Origin of the sequence: Acinetobacter sp. WCHAc010034, assembly GCF_001696615.3 — a bacterium.
Lineage (GTDB): Bacteria > Pseudomonadota > Gammaproteobacteria > Pseudomonadales > Moraxellaceae > Acinetobacter.
The window spans coordinates 2238420-2254796 of record NZ_CP032279.1 but is presented as its reverse complement, the minus strand read 5'-3'; the positions used below and the strand labels follow the sequence as shown (position 1 = coordinate 2254796).

The following is a 16377-nucleotide window of genomic DNA, read 5'->3' as shown; positions in this document are numbered from 1 at the left end:
GTTCAGGCGGTTTCGCGCAATTTTCCGGCATCCGGGCTGCCCAGTATTTCATCCAGCTGCAGAATGAATTCCGCCTCCGGCTGCCAGCAGCAGACGCCGCTGTCCGGCTGCCCGCGCATGCCGCGCAGGTAGAGATAGCTGGCGCCGCCCAAGTGCTGATGAATGTCATAGCCCTGCAGATTGATGCTTAAATAGCGGTGCAGCGCGGCCAGATACAGCGCGGCCTGCAGCCAGTAGCTGGACTGGCTCATGCTGCGCTGCACTTCCGGCAGCGCATAGTGCTGCCCGGCATTGCCCAGAAAATTGCTTTTATAATCGGCAATGTGGTAGCGCTGGCCATCGTAATACACCAAGTCAACCGCGCCGGTTAAATAGCGCGCCGAATTGGCTTCATTCAGCGCTTCAATCTGCAGGCCATGCTGCTGGAACAGGCGCTGCATCTGGCGGATCTGCACCGGACGGTCGGACAGCGCCAGATAGAATGGAAACTCCGGCAGATGGCTGCCTGCAGGCAGACGGCTGAGGCTGAATCCAGCCTGCAGCGGGGTATGCACCACCTCATGCATCCACTGTGCCATCAGGGCATACAGCATCTCATTCTGCATGCTTTCCGCCAGCGCGCCGAAGCCCATATCGACATAGCTATCCAGGCTTTTGCTTTCCTTAAGCTGCGCGCCCGCCTTAGCCGCATTTAAGGCGGCTGCGCCCTGCGCAAAATGCTGCAGCGCCGGCTGCGCATCGGCCTGCGCAAATTCAGCAGCCAAATCCCGCAGCAGGCTGAGCAGGCGTTCCGGCTGATAGCCGGCTGCGCTGTGGAAAATGCCGGGCCACTGCGCATTGGCCGCCTCATCCGCGGCAATGCGCTGCAGGAGCAGATGGTTGAATTCCATAAACAGCCCGCGCGCCAGCTTATGCTGCTCATGGCTTTTAATCTGCGCGCCAAACTGCTGCAGCGCCGCCTGATGCAGCGGCCGGGTACAGCCGGCATAGGCGGACTTCCAGGCCTGGGCAAAGGTTTTCCATACCGCAAAGCTTTCCTGCAGCCGGCTCCGCAGCTCAATCAGCAGCTGCGGCCCGTCGTTTTTAAAGCGCCGCAGGATTTCCAGCTTCCAGCCTGAAGCATCCTGAAAATCAATCTGCTCATAAATGCTGTGCAGGAAGGTTCCGGCCACGGTGCCTTTGGGGAAATGCTGCTTAATCCAGGCGATTTCCTGCGCCGGCAGCGCCGCAGAAGCCTCGCTGTCGGTTTCATCATCCGCACTGTCTTCCGCCGCGGCGTTCAGCGCCAGCTGGTCCTGCGCCTGCCGGCGGTAGGCCAAATGCTGCGACAGCCCGGTAAAGCTGGTGTGGGTGCGCGGATAAAAGCGCGCCTCCGGCAGAGGCAGGGCGCTGAGCGTCAGCGCCTGCTCCTGCGCTTCTAGGCGGAGGGCGGACGGGCGGGCCGCAATCAGCGCTTCGGCTGCGCAGTGCGGGTGCTGAAAAGCGCCCTCGCCCTGCCCCATCCAGAACGGCAGGCTGTACTGCGACTTATGATCCTGCGTTCTGAACAGCGCATAAATGCGGTGGCTGGCGCGGGTCAGCGCCACATACCACAGGCGGTGCTGCTCGGCAGCGCGGCGCTCATCGTGCTGCTGCTTTTTCAGTTCATCTGCGGCGCCGCCGATATCAATGACCCGCTGCCTTTCACTGTGCGCAGCGCCATCCGGCGCCGCGTCTTCATAGGAAAAGATCAGGCTGTTGTCGACTTTCGGGCTGCCGTCGGCATTCAGCAGGAAAACGATTTTAAACTCCAGCCCTTTGGACTGGTGAATGGTCATCAGCTTGACGCCTTCGGCATTGGTTAAGGGCCGCTCCAGCTCCCATTCGCGGCCTTTCGGCGCCTGTAGCTGCTTCAGGTACCAGTGGAACAGATGCTGTGCGCCCTGCAGCTGTTCGCTTTGCGCGCTCAGAATTTCCGTCAGATGGCGCAGGTTGACCACATCGCGTTCATTTTCGCGGCTGTGCTGCGCCACAATGCGTTCCCAGATTTTGAAATAATTCAGGCAGTAATGCCAGGCCGGCAAAAAGCCCTGGCTCAGCCACAGCGCGCGGATATGTTCAAGCTGCCCGATATAATGGCTGAGATCCAGCGCCTGCAGGTCTGCGCTCCACAGCTGATCCAGCCTCATGCCGAGCAGGCGCCCCAGCAGCGCGCGCTTGACTTTGGCTTCCTGATACGGCGCCAGCACCGCGGCCAGCACCGCGCCGACGTCCTGCGCAACCGAACTGCTGAACACGCTGCGCTTGGCCGCCCGGTTAACCCGGATGCCCAAAGCCAGCAGCGCCTGCTGCACCGCATTCAGCGAACTGTGGCTGGTAGCCAGCACCGCAATGTCATTATCCGTCAAAGGCTGTTTTGCAGCGCTGTCCTGCGCCGCTTCGCCCGGCGCCTCAGCAAAATACAGCTGCTGCGCCGCCGACTGCTGCAGCAGGCGCTGAATCTGCCAGGCCGCCTGCTCGGCTTCCTGATCCCGGTTTTCCAGCTGCAGCCAGCGCAGCGGCGCCGGATTGACTGCGTCCTGATCATGCAGATCGGCATGCGCCGCGCCGGCAGTAATCGGCACATAATGCACATCTTCGCCGAAGTCCATCTGGCGCTGGAACAGCGCATCCACCGCTTCCACCAGAGGCGCAATTGAACGGAAGTTTTTCTTCAGCTGATAAAAGCTGCCCTGCTTGCGCCGGACATCATCGCGCGCCTTTAAAAAGGTCAGCATGTCGCCGCCGCGGAAGCCGTAAATCGCCTGCTTGCGGTCGCCGACCATAATCATGCAGCCCTGCTGCAGGCGGGCCGGATGGCGCCAGATCTGCGCCAGCATGCTGTCCTGATCCGAGTTGGTGTCCTGAAACTCATCCACCAGAATCAGCGGGTAGCGCGCATGCACAAAAGCCGCGAAGGCGCTGCCCTGCTCCCCCTGCAGCGCTTCCGACAGGGTGCGGATCTGCTGCGAAAATGTGGTTTCGCCTTTGCTCTGCAGCACCTGCGGCAGGCGGTTTTTGACTTCCGCGGCGATATGGAATTTCAAATAGGCATCCAGCCCGTCCAGATCAGATGCAGCCCGCTGCGCGGCATCCAGCAGCGCCTTGACCGCCGCCAGCAGCGGATGCGCATACAGCGCAGCCACTTCGGCATCGGGAATTTTCTTTTTGCCGCTGGCGCTGCGCGGGTCATCTTTCTTAAAGAAGGCCTGCAGCAGCGCAAAGCTTTCCGGCGGCTGGCCCTGCAGCAGGATCTGCGGGCCATGCTGCTGCATGCGCTGCAGCAGCGCCGGCAGCTGGCGCAGGGCGTCAATAATGGAATGGCGCGACCACGGCAGCAGCAGCTGTTTGCCATAGCTGCCGTACGGGGTGAAATCCTGCAGCTGCGCGGCGCTGTCTAAATTCAGCTGCCCCAGCGCATCCGCCGCCTGCTGCAGGCCGTTCAGGGAAAACTCCGGCTGCGCCACCGGATTGAGCTTGGCCGAGCTGAAGTTCAGGCTTTTTTCCATCAGTTCCGCATAGCTGCTGACCGACTTGATCTGCCGGCGCTGCAGCAGGCAGGTCAGCGCATCCTGCGGCTGCGCCTGCGCCCATTCGCGCAAAATGTCATGCACCAGCTGCTGCACATACACTTTGTCGTCGCTGGTGATTTCCGCGCGCTCAATCTTGCCGCTTTCAAATGCGAACTCGCGCAGCAGGGTTTGGCTGAAGCTGTCCAAGGTGCCGACAAACAGCTCATCCAGCTGATCCAGCACCAGCTGCAGGCGCTCGCAGGCATAGCCGATCTGATGCGCATTGCGCTGCAGCACCAGCTGCGCCAGCTCGTCTTTTTCCTGCTGGGCGCGGGCCTCAATATTGGCCGGAAGCTCAGCGCGCAGGCTTTCCAGCAGGGTCAGAATGCCGTACAGGCGCTGCCGGATGCGGCTTTTCAGTTCAGCCGCCGCCTTGCGGGTAAAGGTGGTGGCAATCACCTGGCGCGGCAGGTATTTTTCCAGCAGAATCCGCACCATCAGGCTGGACAGGGTAAAGGTCTTGCCGGTGCCCGCCGAGGCTTCAATCCAGTGCAGGCCTTGAAAATTCATGCTGCTGATCGGGTTTTCAATTTCCTTAGGCTGCATGCGCTTTCTCCGCAGTCTGATGGCAGTAAATCGGCTGATACAGCGCGTAGGCGAACTGCGCGCAGCTGTGCGCCAGCAGCTTCAGGCTGTCCTGATCGCGCAGGATAAACGCCCAGTCGGCATGCGCCTGATTGGCTTCGTCCTGCCGGATGTCAAAGGCGGAAAATTCGCCCGGGTCGCTCCATTTGGCAGCCAGCTTGTCAAACTGCTGCAGCCTCTGAATGCCCTGCTCGTCTTCCGCCCATTTCACCTCCATTGCTTCGCCTTTTTTGCCTTCCAGCACAATCAAGGCGCCGTCTTTGGAAGCCAGCATCAAGGCGGCCGGCAGCACCAGCGGGCGCTGCTGGCCGTAGCGCCATGCCTGCATCCAGCGCGCCAGATGCATGCGCGCATCCTGCGGCGCAATGCCGGTGCAGTGAATGGTGACATCGCTGCAGACTTCAATGCGCTCATAAGCCTGATGCGGCGCATCGGCCGGCAAGGACGCCAGCCACAGCAGGTATTCCAGCCAGATCTGCGCGCGGCGCCGGCCGCGGGCGCTGGATGCGGTCATGCTGATCCACTGCCGCGCCGGCGCTTCCGGCACGGTAATCTGCATCAAGATCTGCGGCTCAATTTTCAGCTGGCGCTGCGTGACCGGCGTCAGCTCAGGCTGTCCGGACTGCGTGACTTGGCAGACCCGCTCCAGCAGCTCTTCATGCTGCTGCCGGCTGACCGACCAGGCGGCTTCCCTGAACTTGCCCGCCGGCAATTGATCCAGCAGCAGCGCAGGCTGCGCCTGCTCCTGCAGCGGCCGGTCCTGCAGAAAATGGCGCAGGGCATGCTGCTCCAGGCCGTCCAGCAGCAGCGGCTCATCTGTAGCCAGGCTGTCTTGCGCGGTTAAATTGCTGATGCCCAAAGTTTTCAAATACAGCTCGGCCGGAAAAGTGACCTGCTTGATCCACTGCGCGCTGTCCAGCAGGATTTCCGCCGGCGCGGGCACAGCCGCCGCCTGAGCAGCCCACGGCTGGCGCGCGCCCTTGGCCTGCAGCAGCTGCCGCGCCACATGGAACCAGTGATCCTGATAGCGGATTTTATGCGCCGGCCGGCTGGCGTCAAAGCCCTGCAGCTCAAAGGGCTGCAGCTCATGCACGCTGTACAGGGCCTGCAGGTTTTCCGGCACTTCAACCCCGCCGTCAATTTGCGCCAGCGCCGGCAAATTCGGATTGGCGCCGCAGCCCTGCGCAATCAGCGCCAAATGCCGGATCAGCTCCTGCACCACGCTGGACGGTTCGCGGATTTCACCGTCGTTGATATCAAAGCCGTTATAGAACAGCCAGAGGCTGTCTTTGGCCAGCAGCAGGGCATCCAAAAATGCGCCCTGATCATCTTCCAGGCGCGAGCGGTCGCCCAAATGCGGCTTCAGCACGTCCATCAGGTCAAAAGGCAAATGCGCCTTGCGGCTCGGGAACTGCCCGCTGTCCAGATTCAGCATCACTATCAGCTTATACGGCACAGGGCGGATTTGCCCAATCTGGCTGAAGGTGATCTGCCCGGCCGGCACGGCCTGATCCATCTGGCTGTCCAGGCTGTTTTGAATTTCCTGCAGCACATAGGGCAAAGGCAGCTGCATGTCTTTCAGCAGATGCGCCTGCGCTGCGTCCGCGCCGTCTTCATCCTTATAGTAAGACAGGGTCAGCATGGTGATCTGCTTGCGGATCACGTCGCGGATGGATTTCAGCGCGGTTACGCCCTGCTTCTGATAGCGCTCCAGATCGCGCAGCAGCAGATGCAGCCATTCTTCCACATTGCGCTGCTGGCCCATTTCATGCTCGACCATCCAGTGGCGGCGCTCGGCAAAGTCCTGATAAATGCCGATCAGGATATTGATCAGCTCAAAATCATCGCGGCGCACGAAAGCATAGCTTAAGGTGTCCTGCCACAGCGCATGCTCCGGCACGGCCACGCCCAGCACCAGCCGGTCCAAGGCGAATTTAAAGCTGTAGCGGTAATCGGCATCATCCGGCGCCAGCGTGCGGCGCAGATGCGCTTCATCCAGCCCGCGCTTGAATTTGGCTTCGCTCAGCAGTTCAATAATCCGCGCAGTCTGCTCGGCATTCAGGCCGTAGCGGGTCTGGGCGGCGCTTAAATTCAGCCAGTCGGCAAAATCTTCCAAAGTAAAGCGCCCCTGCGGCAGCTGAACCGGCCCCAGCACCGCCTGCCAGGCATTCTGCGCATCCAGCGGGGCCACGCCGGCGATTTTCACCGGCAAATACACGCTGTCGCGGCGCGCAGCGCCGGCGGGCTGATCCTGCAAAGCCTGCTCGCGCGGCGGCGGGGCAAATACGCTGCGGATCAGCGGCTCCAGATCCTTGAGGTTCGGGCTCAGCACCAGAATGTCGCTGGGCGAACGGGGCTGATCCGCCGAGCCTTGCGACAGCCAGTAGGTCAGCTGGTCTTTCAGCACCTCCAGCTGGCGCAGCGCGGAATGGCAGACATGCAGGCGGATCGAATCATCTTCAGGGCGCAGCGCAAAACTGCCGGCTTCAGGCTCGGCCAGATTCAGAATGTCGTACTGCACTTTGCCCAGCAGATGATTGCGGTAATCCAGCGGAAACCGGTCTTCCCATTCCTCGCCATTTTCGCCGGCCGCCAGATTCACCAGCAGGGAAAAATGGTCGCGCGCCTGCTTGCCGAAGCGGGTCAGCAAAGGATGGCGCGATTCCTTCAGCTGGCCGTATTCCAGCGTGTATTTTTCAAAGAATGCCTCAATTTCCCGGTCAGAAGCCTGCGGATGCCTGTCCTTGAAGCGCTGCTTCAGCTTGACGTCATACTGCTTTTTCCAGTTGGCGTCGACCGTGTCGGCCCAGTATTCCTGCGAGGGGTTGAAATGCAGAATCAGAATATTGATGTACTGGCCCAGGCGGCGCAAAAACGCCAGCTGGCTCGGCGGCAGGTCCAGCACGGTGAACAGCACCGCCTGTTTCGGCAGCCGGGCCAAGGCCGCCGGACGCAGGGCGGGATTGTCCAGAATGGCCCAGAAATCCGCATCAATGCCCTGCATCAGTTCAAAGTCGGCATGGAATTCGCTGTGCCACAGCCAGCGCTGCCACTGCTCCAGCTGCTGCGCCTGAGCTTTGGCGAAGCCGGAAGCCTGCTTCTGCTGCTGCAGCTCCTCTCTGGAATCCAGCCCGGGAAAGGCCGCCTGCGCCTGAAAAAACTGGCGCTCCAAATCCAGCGGCTGATTCCGGCCCCAGTCTTTCAGCCAGTTGCTGCTGCAGTCGCAGTCCTGCCCCGCGCCATGCTGCTTGAAGCAGTGCCCGCGGTATTCCATATAGTTGCTGAACAGGCGCGACACCTGTTCCGACACCCAGTACAGCATGCCCTGCTTTTTCAGCTGCTGCTCGGCGGCGCTGCTTAAGCGGGCTGCGCTGTCATAAATGCGCTGGATAATGCTGTGCAGCGGATGATCCGGCGCCAGCGGATTGGCGCTGCTTTGAATATAGGGCTTCAGGGTCTGATAGCAGCGCCATTTTAAAATCATGCGCGGAATATTGGCCTTGCGGACTTTTTCCTTATCGTCCAGCACCGCCTGATAGGCAAACCACTGAAAGGCGCGGATGCGCTGATGGAACAGGCGGTTGGCGCTGATGCCCTGATGCTCGGACAGCTTGACCGTCAGCCAGGCCTGCACCGCAGGCGACGGCACAATAAAATGCTGGGCTTTCAGGGCCTCCAGAGGATTGGCAGATGGCTGATGGCCCGCCCGCAGCATTTCTTCCAGCAGAACTTCAATGCGCTGACTCTGTATCACATGAATGGCCATCTTTCCCTTCTTCCCCGCGCTCAAACCATAAAACCCTGAAGATTATTGACTATACTTCCGGCCCTGTCTATGCCGCCTTGCCCGCAAAATTCAGTTCAAAAAATAATTTAAAACAAGTATCTTGATAGGGTCTGCTGAGACTTTATTAGAAAAATCCGCATAAACCCGAAGGTATGCCCCGATGAAAATAGACCATATTCCTGATGCGATCGACCCCCGCCTGAATTTAGAACTCATCCGCGCCGAATGTCTGGAACTGGCCAAAAAGCGCGCCTATTTTTCTGCAGGCGCCGCCGTCGTGCCCGTGCCGTTTTTTGATGTGGTGATTGATGTCGGCATCCTGTCGCAGCTGATTCCCGAGATCAATGCCCGCTTCGGCCTGTCGCCGGAGCAGATCAGCGTCTATGACCCGGCCACCAAGCAGGTGCACTGGCATGAGCTGCGCAAGCGCGGCGTGGAATTTTCCGGACTGGTGGTGGCGCGCACGGCGGTGAAAAAATCCATCAACAACGCGGCCGCCAAATACATCACCAAGCAGGTGACTAAATTTATTCCGCTTGGCGGGCAGGCCATCGCCGCCGGCCTGGGCTATTTCGTGATGAAAAAAGTCGCCGATGCGCATGTCGAAGACTGCTACCGCCTGGCCAAAAGCATTCAGCAGAAGCAGCAGGCTCAGGCCGCAGCGGTGCAGTAAGCGCGCCCGCTGCAAGCCGCAGGCAGGCTATTCCGCCTTCAGCTGCCTGAGGATCGCGCGCAGCACTTCCAGCCGCGCGGAATTTTTATCATTGGCGGCGATCACATGCCACGGCGCATGCCGGCTGTCGGTGCGCTCCAGCATATCGGCGGCGGCATGCAGGTAGTCATCCCAGCGTTCGCGGTTGCGCCAGTCTTCTTCGGTAATCTTAAACTGCTTGTGCGGCGTGCCTTCCCGCGCCTTGAAGCGCGCCTCCTGCTCGTCCTTGCTGATTGCCAGCCAAAACTTGATCACCACCGTCTGGCTGTCATGCAGGTCTTTTTCAAAGCGGCTGATTTCATCATAGGCGCGCTGCCACTGCACGCCGCTGGCGAAGCCTTCAACGCGCTCGACCAGCACCCGCCCATACCATGAGCGGTCAAAAATGCTGATTTTTTCTTCAGGCAGGATCTTGGTCCAGAAGCGCCATAAATACGGATGGCGCAGCTCATACTGTTCCGGCGCCGCAATGGTATGGATTTCATATTCGCGCGGATCGAGCTTTTTCACAATGCGCTTGATCGCGCCGCCCTTGCCGGCCGCGTCCATGCCTTCAAACACAATCACTACATTGCGGCTGTCCAGGCGCATCGCTTCGGCGGCTTTCTTGCTGAGCTTTTTCAGCTCCTGCTGGTATTCCTCTTTTTCCAGCACGCTTTCAGACGGTGCCAGCAGGAACTCAGGCACCTGGGCCTGATTCCAGCTCGCTTTGGCCTTGGTCTGATGCTCCGGGCAATGCCTCAGGGTGCGCAGGATGTACTGCGCAAACTGCTGGTCGCGCTCCTCCTCATTTTCGCAGTCAATCACCTGCCAGTCGCCGGTAAAGCGCTGGCGCAGCTTCTGTAGGCTGTCATACTGCTTTTTGTTGCGCCAGTCCAGGCCGTGCAGCTTATGCCAGTGCATTTCGCCGGGGGCCATGTCATCCAGGCGCTTCTGCAGCGACTTCCACGACAGGTCAAACCAGACCTTGATCACATCCACATTGTTGTTTTTCAGGTCCTGCTCAAAAGCCCGCATATTTTCCGTATATTCGTCAAACATGGTTTCATCAATCGGCTTCGACACATGCATCGCGGTCGACAGCAAGTCGCTGTACCAGTTGCCGAACATCACCATAATCTGCCCTTCCGCGGGAATGAAGCGCGCATACGGCTGCCAGAAGGCCTGCTTATGGTTAAAGGCCTGCGGCGCATCCGCCTTGACCCGCAGGTAGCGCGGATCGACCCATTCCCGCAGCTGCTTGACCGCTTCGCCCTTGCCGGCCAGCTCTATGCCGCTGACCAGAATCAGCACGCTTTTGGCATTGCTCTTGCCCCGGGTTTCCTTTAATGCGTACTGCGCCTCAACCAATTCCAGCGATAATTGATCCGGATCCATCAGCTTCATTTCGTTATCCTGCGCCGCCATATTATTCTCTGATCTATTGTTGTTAATCTGCAGTATAGCCAAGCCTTTAAGCGCCCTGAATGCTCAATCTGCAGTTTTATGCAGCATTTTTTTTGTGCCGACTGGCCGCCTGCAGGGCAATTTTCTGTCAATTTGTCATGGCGGGCGGAGGCAACTGGCTCTAAGATTTGCACAACCCTGAAAATAATTGAGACGCCGCATGTCCAAGCTTGCCGCTTTAGATGGCCTTTTAGACCAGTATTACCAGCTGAGCTACCATAAGAATCCGGAAATTTACCAGCGCCTGCAGGATGTGCAGGCCTGGCAGAAACTGCGCATGCAGCGCACCCACGCCCGGCATTTTGCCGAAAAGCAGAATGCGCTGATGGCCGAATACTTCCTGAACCGGCTGTACGGCGGGCCGGACTTTGACGCGCTGGCGCAGCAGATTGCCCGCCTGAACAAATATGCGCACAAGGCCGAAAAGCTGATTCCGGAAAATGCCATTAAAACCGGCACCTCCGGCGTATCCCTGGCGATTTTAGCGGTGCAGCTGGATGAGCAGGTCGCCATGCAGCTGCTGCAGGACTATCATCCCCATGAAGCGCTGACCGATGAAATGATGCGCCAGACCTACTTAAAGCTGGATCAGGGCCAGGGGCGCCTGCAGCAGCTGGAGCTGCTGGACCTGCTGGGCAAAAGCCTGGACACCTACATGCGCTCATTTGTAGTCTACGCTGCCTTTAAAATGTGCAAGGGCGCAGCCGCCAAATACAGCTTTAACGTCATGTATGAATTCATGCAGGATGGCTTTTTGGCCATGAAACCGCTAAAGTCTGCAGAGAAGTTCGTCAAGGACTTCAGCGCGGTTGAGCGGCAGATTATCGCCAAAGTGCATGCCGGCGATGCTGCGCCATTCCAGTAAAGACTGCGCGCAAAACCTGAACTTTTCTGTATATTATTCATAACAATTGCATGATGACTGCTGTATAAGCGCCAAGAATCTGTCATCATGCATGCACCGCAGCATTCACCCTATTTTTCTGTTAGGAGCGACTCTCATGTCTAATGAAAATCAAACGCCGGCCGCAGCCGCCGAGCCGTCACAAAACAAAGACACCGCGAGTCCATTCTTAACCGAACCGCTGCCGCAGGGCGCGCCGCAGGGCCAGCAGCAGTCTCTGGAGCAGCGCCTGAGCGATGCGCCGGCAGCCGGCTCAGTGCCGAAATACAACCTGCCGCGCGGCGCCAACACCGGCAACGTCGGCGCAACCACGCACTTCGGCTATCAGACCGTCAGCAGCGAAGACAAGGCGCAGAAAGTCGCGGAAGTGTTCCATTCCGTGGCCAGCAAATACGACATTATGAATGACCTGATGTCATTCGGCATTCACCGCCTGTGGAAGCGCTTCGCCATCAATATGTCCGGCGTGCGCCGCGGCCAGCATGTGCTGGACATTGCCGGCGGCACAGGCGACCTGGCCAAAGTCTTCAGCCGTGAAGTCGGCCCGACAGGCCATGTGGTGCTGTCAGACATCAACGAATCCATGCTGAACGTCGGCCGTGACCGCCTGATTGACGCCGGCTGCACCAATGTCGATTTTGTGTTAGCCAATGCGGAAACGTTGGAGCCGTTTGCCGACAACAGCTTTGACCTGCTGACCATTTCCTTCGGCCTGCGCAACGTGACCGATAAGGACGCAGCGCTGGCGGCCATGTACCGCGTGCTGAAGCCGGGCGGCCGCCTGCTGGTGCTGGAATTTTCCAAGCCGGTATTTGAGCCGTTCTCCAAGCTGTACGACCTGTATTCCTTCACCGCGCTGCCGGTCATGGGCAAAATCATCGCCAATGACGCCGAAAGCTACAAATACCTGGCCGAATCAATCCGCATGCATCCGGACCAGCGCACGCTGAAAGGCATGATGGAAAATGCCGGCTTCCAGAACTGCGACTACCACAACCTGACCGGCGGCATTGTCGCGGTTCACCGTGGCTTTAAGCTCTAAGCGGCTCAGGTCAGACTTATGTGGGCAATTCTGGCGCTGGGCGCCGCCGAACGATTAATTCACCATATCATTGACCTGGATGCGCTGAGCCGCATCCAGCTCAACGCGCTGCAGGGCAAAATGCTGCGGGTGGTGATTGGCTCGCCGCAGCTGTCGGTTGATGTGTTCTTTGATGACGGCAAAGTCCGCCTGGAGCCAACCGCCGCGGGGCATGCTGAAAGCGCTTCCATTTTTGAGCAGCGCCCGTTTGAACAGGCCGCTCAAATGGCCGAAGCCGCAGCCACGCTGCAGGTCAAGAACAGCGTTGAACTGATCCGGCTGCTGCTGGCGGATGAAGTCGGCACGATTCCTGTGCAGGGCGACTACCGCCTGCTGCAGGAAATTCAGCGCATCATCAGCCAGGCCGAGCCTGACTTGGCTGCGCATTTATCGCCGTGGATCGGCCCTGCCCTCGCGCATGAGATCGGCAAAATTCAGCTGGCGCCGAAGCATTTGAAGCGCGCGCTGCAAAGCCATTTGTTCTTTGCCGAAGACGCCTTGAAGGAAGACGCCGGCCTGCTGGCGCCGCGCTGGCAGATGGATGACCTGAATCAGGATACCCGCCTGCTTAATCAGAATTTAGCCCGCGCAGAAGCCAAAATCCGGCAGCTGCAGGCGCACATTGACGCTTTACAAGATACAACTCAAAACTAGGTATTTGCTCTTATGATTCCGCACCTTACACGTTTACTCGACCTTTGGCGCATCGCCGCGCACTATAGACTCGACACGTTGTTCCCTGCGGAAGAGCTGCCTGAAAAAGCGCGCCATATCCTGCGCGTCATCCGCATGCACCCGGCCGCATGGTCCAGCAGGGAGCGCAAGAATCCGCTCAAGCTGAAGCAGGCGCTGGAAGATATGGGGCCTTTGGCGATTAAGCTGGGGCAGCTGCTGTCCACCCGCCGCGACCTGATTCCGCCTGAAATCCTGCAGCAGCTGGTGCTGCTGCAGGACCGGGTCAAGCCCTTCGGTTCGGATGTGGCGAAAATGCGCATTCAGCAGTCGCTGAAGGCTGACATCGGCACCCTGTTTGCCCGCTTTGATGAACAGCCTTTAGCGGCGGCCTCAATTGCGCAAGTGCATACCGCAGCCCTGCATGACGGCCGCGAAGTGGTGGTGAAAGTCACCCGCCCCGACATCCGCAGCCAAATCCTGCAGGATTTTGAAATCCTGCAATGGCTGGGCAATTTTCTGGAAAAGCGCCTTGAAGCCGCCCGCGCCCTGCACCTGTCTGAAATTATTCAGGACTACCGCCAGATTATCCTGAAAGAGCTGGACCTGACGCTGGAAGCCGACAATACCCGCCGCATGCGCCACTATTTTACCGGCTCCAGCATGATGTACGTGCCGGAAGTCTATATGGACAGCAGCGACGTGATGGTGGCGGAGCGCATTACGGGCGTGCCGATTTCAGATACGGCAACCTTTGACCGGCTGGGCATGGACCGCAGGGACTTGGCGGAAAAAGGCCTGACCATTTTCTTTACTCAGGTGTTCCGCGACAACTTCTTCCATGCCGACATGCACCCCGGCAACGTCTTTGTGGAAACCATCAATCCGGCCAATCCGCGCTTTATCGCGCTGGACTGCGCGATTATGGGCGAGCTGTCCAGGCACGACCAGATGACCGTGGCGCGCATGCTGCTGGCGGTGATGAACAGCGACTTCATGCAGCTGATTCAGATTGTCCATCAGGCCGGCTGGATTCCGCCCGGCACCGATCAGGATGCGCTGGCGCGCGAAATGCGCCGCACCGTCGGGCCAATGGTGTCCAAGCCGATGCACGAGCTGGACTTTGCCGGCATCCTGATTGGCGTGATGGATATTGCGCGGCGCTTCCATCTGGAAATTCCGCCGCAGCTGATGCTGCTGCTGAAAACTCTGGTGCATGTGGAAGGCTTAGGCACAGACCTGTATCCGGAGCTGGACATTTGGAGCCTGGCGAAGCCAATCCTCAGCGACTGGATCAAGGCGCAAATGAACCCGCAGAAAAACCTGAAAGAGCTGGGGCAGAAGATTCCTGACCTGCTGCTGGGCGCGCAGGACTGGCCGACCCTGATGATTGACAGCCTGAACGGCTTGAAGAACCAGTCAGCCTGGCATGCCAAGCAGCTGCATGAGCTGCAGAGCATGCGCCTGCAGATGGAGCATCAGCAGAAGCGCAGCTGGATTTTCGGCAGCCTGATGGCGGTGCTGCTGTCTATTGCGGTGATTGCGCCGTGGTACGCCTCTATTGTGCTGATTGCGCTGGCCTGCCTTGCTGCGCTCTGGCGGATTTTTAAATAAGCGCAGATCACCCTGCGCAGGCTGGCCAGTTGACTGATGGCCGGCCTGCGTTTTTTCAGCAGTTTAAAGCCGTTTTACTGAAAAATAGACCATAAAAGTTAAAATTACATAAAATACAAAATGTTACGAATAAAATTTAAAAAATATTCAAGTGATTATTAATTCTTTATTTTTAAAATTTGTTCAAAAAACACCCATAAAATCAAATAACTTGCTCAGGCAATCACTGAAAAATAAGACTGATTTCACGATTTAATTTCACGAAAAGTCATGCTGACAATTCATATGAATGCTGGACTGTGTGTTTTTTTGCTTATTTTTTTTGCTATAACCACAGAACAGCATCTTAATAATTATTTTTATGGGGAAAAACAATGCTTAATAACACCTTTAAATATTCAGTTCTGGCTGTGGCCTTATCCGCCTTATTAACCGCCTGCGGCGGCAGCAATAATTACAACAGCGAAGCGCCATTTCAGCCTAAAACCGTCAGCGGCACGGCAGTTGATTTTTACTTAGCCGATGCCACAGTTCAATTCGATGACTGTAAAGATTCCGCCGGCCTGCCAGTTTTTGTAAAAACAGATGATGACGGCAAATTTACATTTCAAACCACGGCCTCTTGCCAAAGTTCAGCCATTACTGTAACTGGCGGTACCGATATTGGAACCGGGCTGCCGTTTACCGGGGCATTAAAGCTAAAAAGCACGAACCTGCAATCGCTGAGCAGCAATTCAACTGTCATCAGTCCGCTGACCACGCTGCAGTCTTACTTAGGCTCCAGCAGCAACGCGGACATCAAGCCTATTTTAGAAAAGCTGGGCCTCAGCCCTGAAACCATTACCAAGCTGCAAGCTGCAGATTTTGACTTAGCCCAGTATGATCCTGTCCGGGATGACGCCCCTGCGCGCGATATGGCGATTATTTTTGCTGTACAGCAGCTGGCAAACCAAGTTGAAGATAACCTGCAGGCGCTGAACAAAAGCGACGGCAGCTATCCAATCAGCAGAGAAAAAGCAACGGAAATCGCTTTCAGTTCAATTATCAGCCAGACTGCCGCCAATACGCTTTTCCCAACCAATGATGCAATCATCAGCAATACTGCGCTGAATGCCATTTTAACCAAAGCTGTGAGTGATGCAGGCACTGTCATCAATGACCCGAATGCCAATATCGATCCATCTTTGAGTAATCAAATCAGCGCCAACATCACATCAATTTCCAATACGCTGAATGGGGCCGTCACTGCAGGAGGCACGGCGAAAAATCTGCAAACCACCATTCAAACAGATCCAAACATTAAAGACGCTATTAAAAACAACTTAAAAACGCCTGTGTATTCCGGCTTCAGCTTGGCGGGCAAGTCAATCGCTGAGCTTAAAAACTCCAGCAGCGCTGCGCCTTTGCCGATCAATCGAGCCGGCATCAGCAATGCGCTGACCGTCGACTTTAAGCTGGACAATACCAGCACGGCGCTTAAAGATACTGTGAAGCTGGCCTTTAATCTGGCGGTGCAGCGCGGCGCTGCTCAGCAAACGCTGGATGTCTCCATCAGCAATATCGCCCTAAACTACAGCAGCAGCGGCGCCATTACCTCAGCGGTGATTCCTGCTGGAACAAAAATCAGCATTGCGTCTACGGTCAGCAGCGTAAGCCAGTCCAGCATCACGCTCACCAGTGATGTCAACATTGCAGCAAACGGCGGCGCTATTTCGCTGCAGAACCTGATTGACACCAATGACTTTATAAAAACCAACTACAAGCTTTACGCAGACAAGCTGGCAGCCAATGACACCGTCCGCGTCACCGCTTTTGTTCTGCCAATGACCTATGTGGTTGACTCCAGCCTGGGACTGACCACGGCTGCCTCCAATATTGGCGGAGACAGCTTTATCGGCAGCACGCTCACAGCCTACTTCAAACTGAACTGATCACCGCTTCAAAGCCAGTTTCCGGACTGGCTTTTTGCTCTTTTAGGCTTAACTT

Annotated in this window: 9 protein-coding genes; 6 read left to right on the top strand and 3 right to left on the bottom strand. The window is 57.5% G+C overall.

Features of this window, described 5'->3' with window-relative positions; genetic code table 11:
• Nucleotides 1-2: 2 nt before the first annotated feature.
• Nucleotides 3-4136 (bottom strand): UvrD-helicase domain-containing protein, encoded by a 4134-nt coding sequence (locus BEN74_RS12345; RefSeq protein WP_068909792.1) that lies wholly within the window; start codon nucleotides 4134-4136, stop codon nucleotides 3-5.
• Nucleotides 4126-7941, bottom strand: coding sequence for an exodeoxyribonuclease V subunit gamma (locus BEN74_RS12340; RefSeq protein ID WP_068909794.1), 3816 nt, complete (start codon nucleotides 7939-7941; stop codon nucleotides 4126-4128). Before BEN74_RS12340 ends, BEN74_RS12345 begins: the two co-directional genes overlap by 11 nt.
• A 181-nt stretch (nucleotides 7942-8122) precedes the next feature.
• On the opposite strand from BEN74_RS12340, the gene BEN74_RS12335 reads away from it, so the two are divergent.
• Nucleotides 8123-8635 (top strand): hypothetical protein, encoded by a 513-nt coding sequence (locus tag BEN74_RS12335; protein ID WP_068909796.1) that lies wholly within the window; start codon nucleotides 8123-8125, stop codon nucleotides 8633-8635.
• 27 nt (nucleotides 8636-8662) lie between these two features.
• Here BEN74_RS12335 and BEN74_RS12330 read toward each other — a convergent pair whose 3' ends face one another.
• Complete coding sequence (locus BEN74_RS12330) at nucleotides 8663-10081, bottom strand: phosphate--AMP phosphotransferase (RefSeq protein ID WP_068909798.1); 1419 nt, start codon at nucleotides 10079-10081, stop codon at nucleotides 8663-8665.
• Nucleotides 10082-10280: 199 nt separating this feature from the next.
• Here BEN74_RS12330 and BEN74_RS12325 point away from each other — a divergent pair, with 199 nt between their 5' ends.
• The 5 genes from BEN74_RS12325 to BEN74_RS12305 all read left to right on the top strand — a co-directional run bounded on the left by BEN74_RS12325 (nucleotide 10281) and on the right by BEN74_RS12305 (nucleotide 16322).
• A complete protein-coding gene (locus tag BEN74_RS12325; RefSeq protein WP_068909800.1) occupies nucleotides 10281-10985 on the top strand; it encodes an FFLEELY motif protein in 705 nt (234 codons plus the stop codon).
• Nucleotides 10986-11121: 136 nt separating this feature from the next.
• Nucleotides 11122-12066, top strand: a complete 945-nt coding sequence (gene ubiE / locus BEN74_RS12320) for a bifunctional demethylmenaquinone methyltransferase/2-methoxy-6-polyprenyl-1,4-benzoquinol methylase UbiE (RefSeq protein WP_068909802.1) — start codon at nucleotides 11122-11124, stop codon at nucleotides 12064-12066.
• 18 nt (nucleotides 12067-12084) lie between these two features.
• Nucleotides 12085-12759, top strand: coding sequence for a ubiquinone biosynthesis accessory factor UbiJ (locus BEN74_RS12315; protein ID WP_068909804.1), 675 nt, complete (start codon nucleotides 12085-12087; stop codon nucleotides 12757-12759).
• Nucleotides 12760-12771: 12 nt separating this feature from the next.
• The gene (locus BEN74_RS12310; protein ID WP_068909806.1) at nucleotides 12772-14391 is read left to right on the top strand and encodes an ABC1 kinase family protein; all 1620 of its coding nucleotides are present in this window, start codon (nucleotides 12772-12774) and stop codon (nucleotides 14389-14391) included.
• Between the two features lie 374 nt (nucleotides 14392-14765).
• A complete protein-coding gene (locus BEN74_RS12305) occupies nucleotides 14766-16322 on the top strand; it encodes a hypothetical protein (protein ID WP_068909808.1) in 1557 nt (518 codons plus the stop codon).
• The last annotated feature ends 55 nt before the right edge of the window (nucleotides 16323-16377 follow it).

Excerpts from the sequence above, each read along its gene's own strand:
- BEN74_RS12310 (WP_068909806.1), top strand. The coding sequence starts at position 12,772 with ATGATTCCGCACCTTACACGTTTACTCGACCTTTGGCGCATCGCCGCG.
- BEN74_RS12315 (WP_068909804.1), top strand. The coding sequence starts at position 12,085 with ATGTGGGCAATTCTGGCGCTGGGCGCCGCCGAACGATTAATTCACCAT.
- BEN74_RS12340 (WP_068909794.1), bottom strand. The coding sequence starts at position 7,941 with ATGGCCATTCATGTGATACAGAGTCAGCGCATTGAAGTTCTGCTGGAA.
- BEN74_RS12335 (WP_068909796.1), top strand. The coding sequence starts at position 8,123 with ATGAAAATAGACCATATTCCTGATGCGATCGACCCCCGCCTGAATTTA.
- BEN74_RS12325 (WP_068909800.1), top strand. The coding sequence starts at position 10,281 with ATGTCCAAGCTTGCCGCTTTAGATGGCCTTTTAGACCAGTATTACCAG.
- BEN74_RS12330 (WP_068909798.1), bottom strand. The coding sequence starts at position 10,081 with ATGGCGGCGCAGGATAACGAAATGAAGCTGATGGATCCGGATCAATTA.
- BEN74_RS12345 (WP_068909792.1), bottom strand. The coding sequence starts at position 4,136 with ATGCAGCCTAAGGAAATTGAAAACCCGATCAGCAGCATGAATTTTCAA.
- ubiE (WP_068909802.1), top strand. The coding sequence starts at position 11,122 with ATGTCTAATGAAAATCAAACGCCGGCCGCAGCCGCCGAGCCGTCACAA.
- BEN74_RS12305 (WP_068909808.1), top strand. The coding sequence starts at position 14,766 with ATGCTTAATAACACCTTTAAATATTCAGTTCTGGCTGTGGCCTTATCC.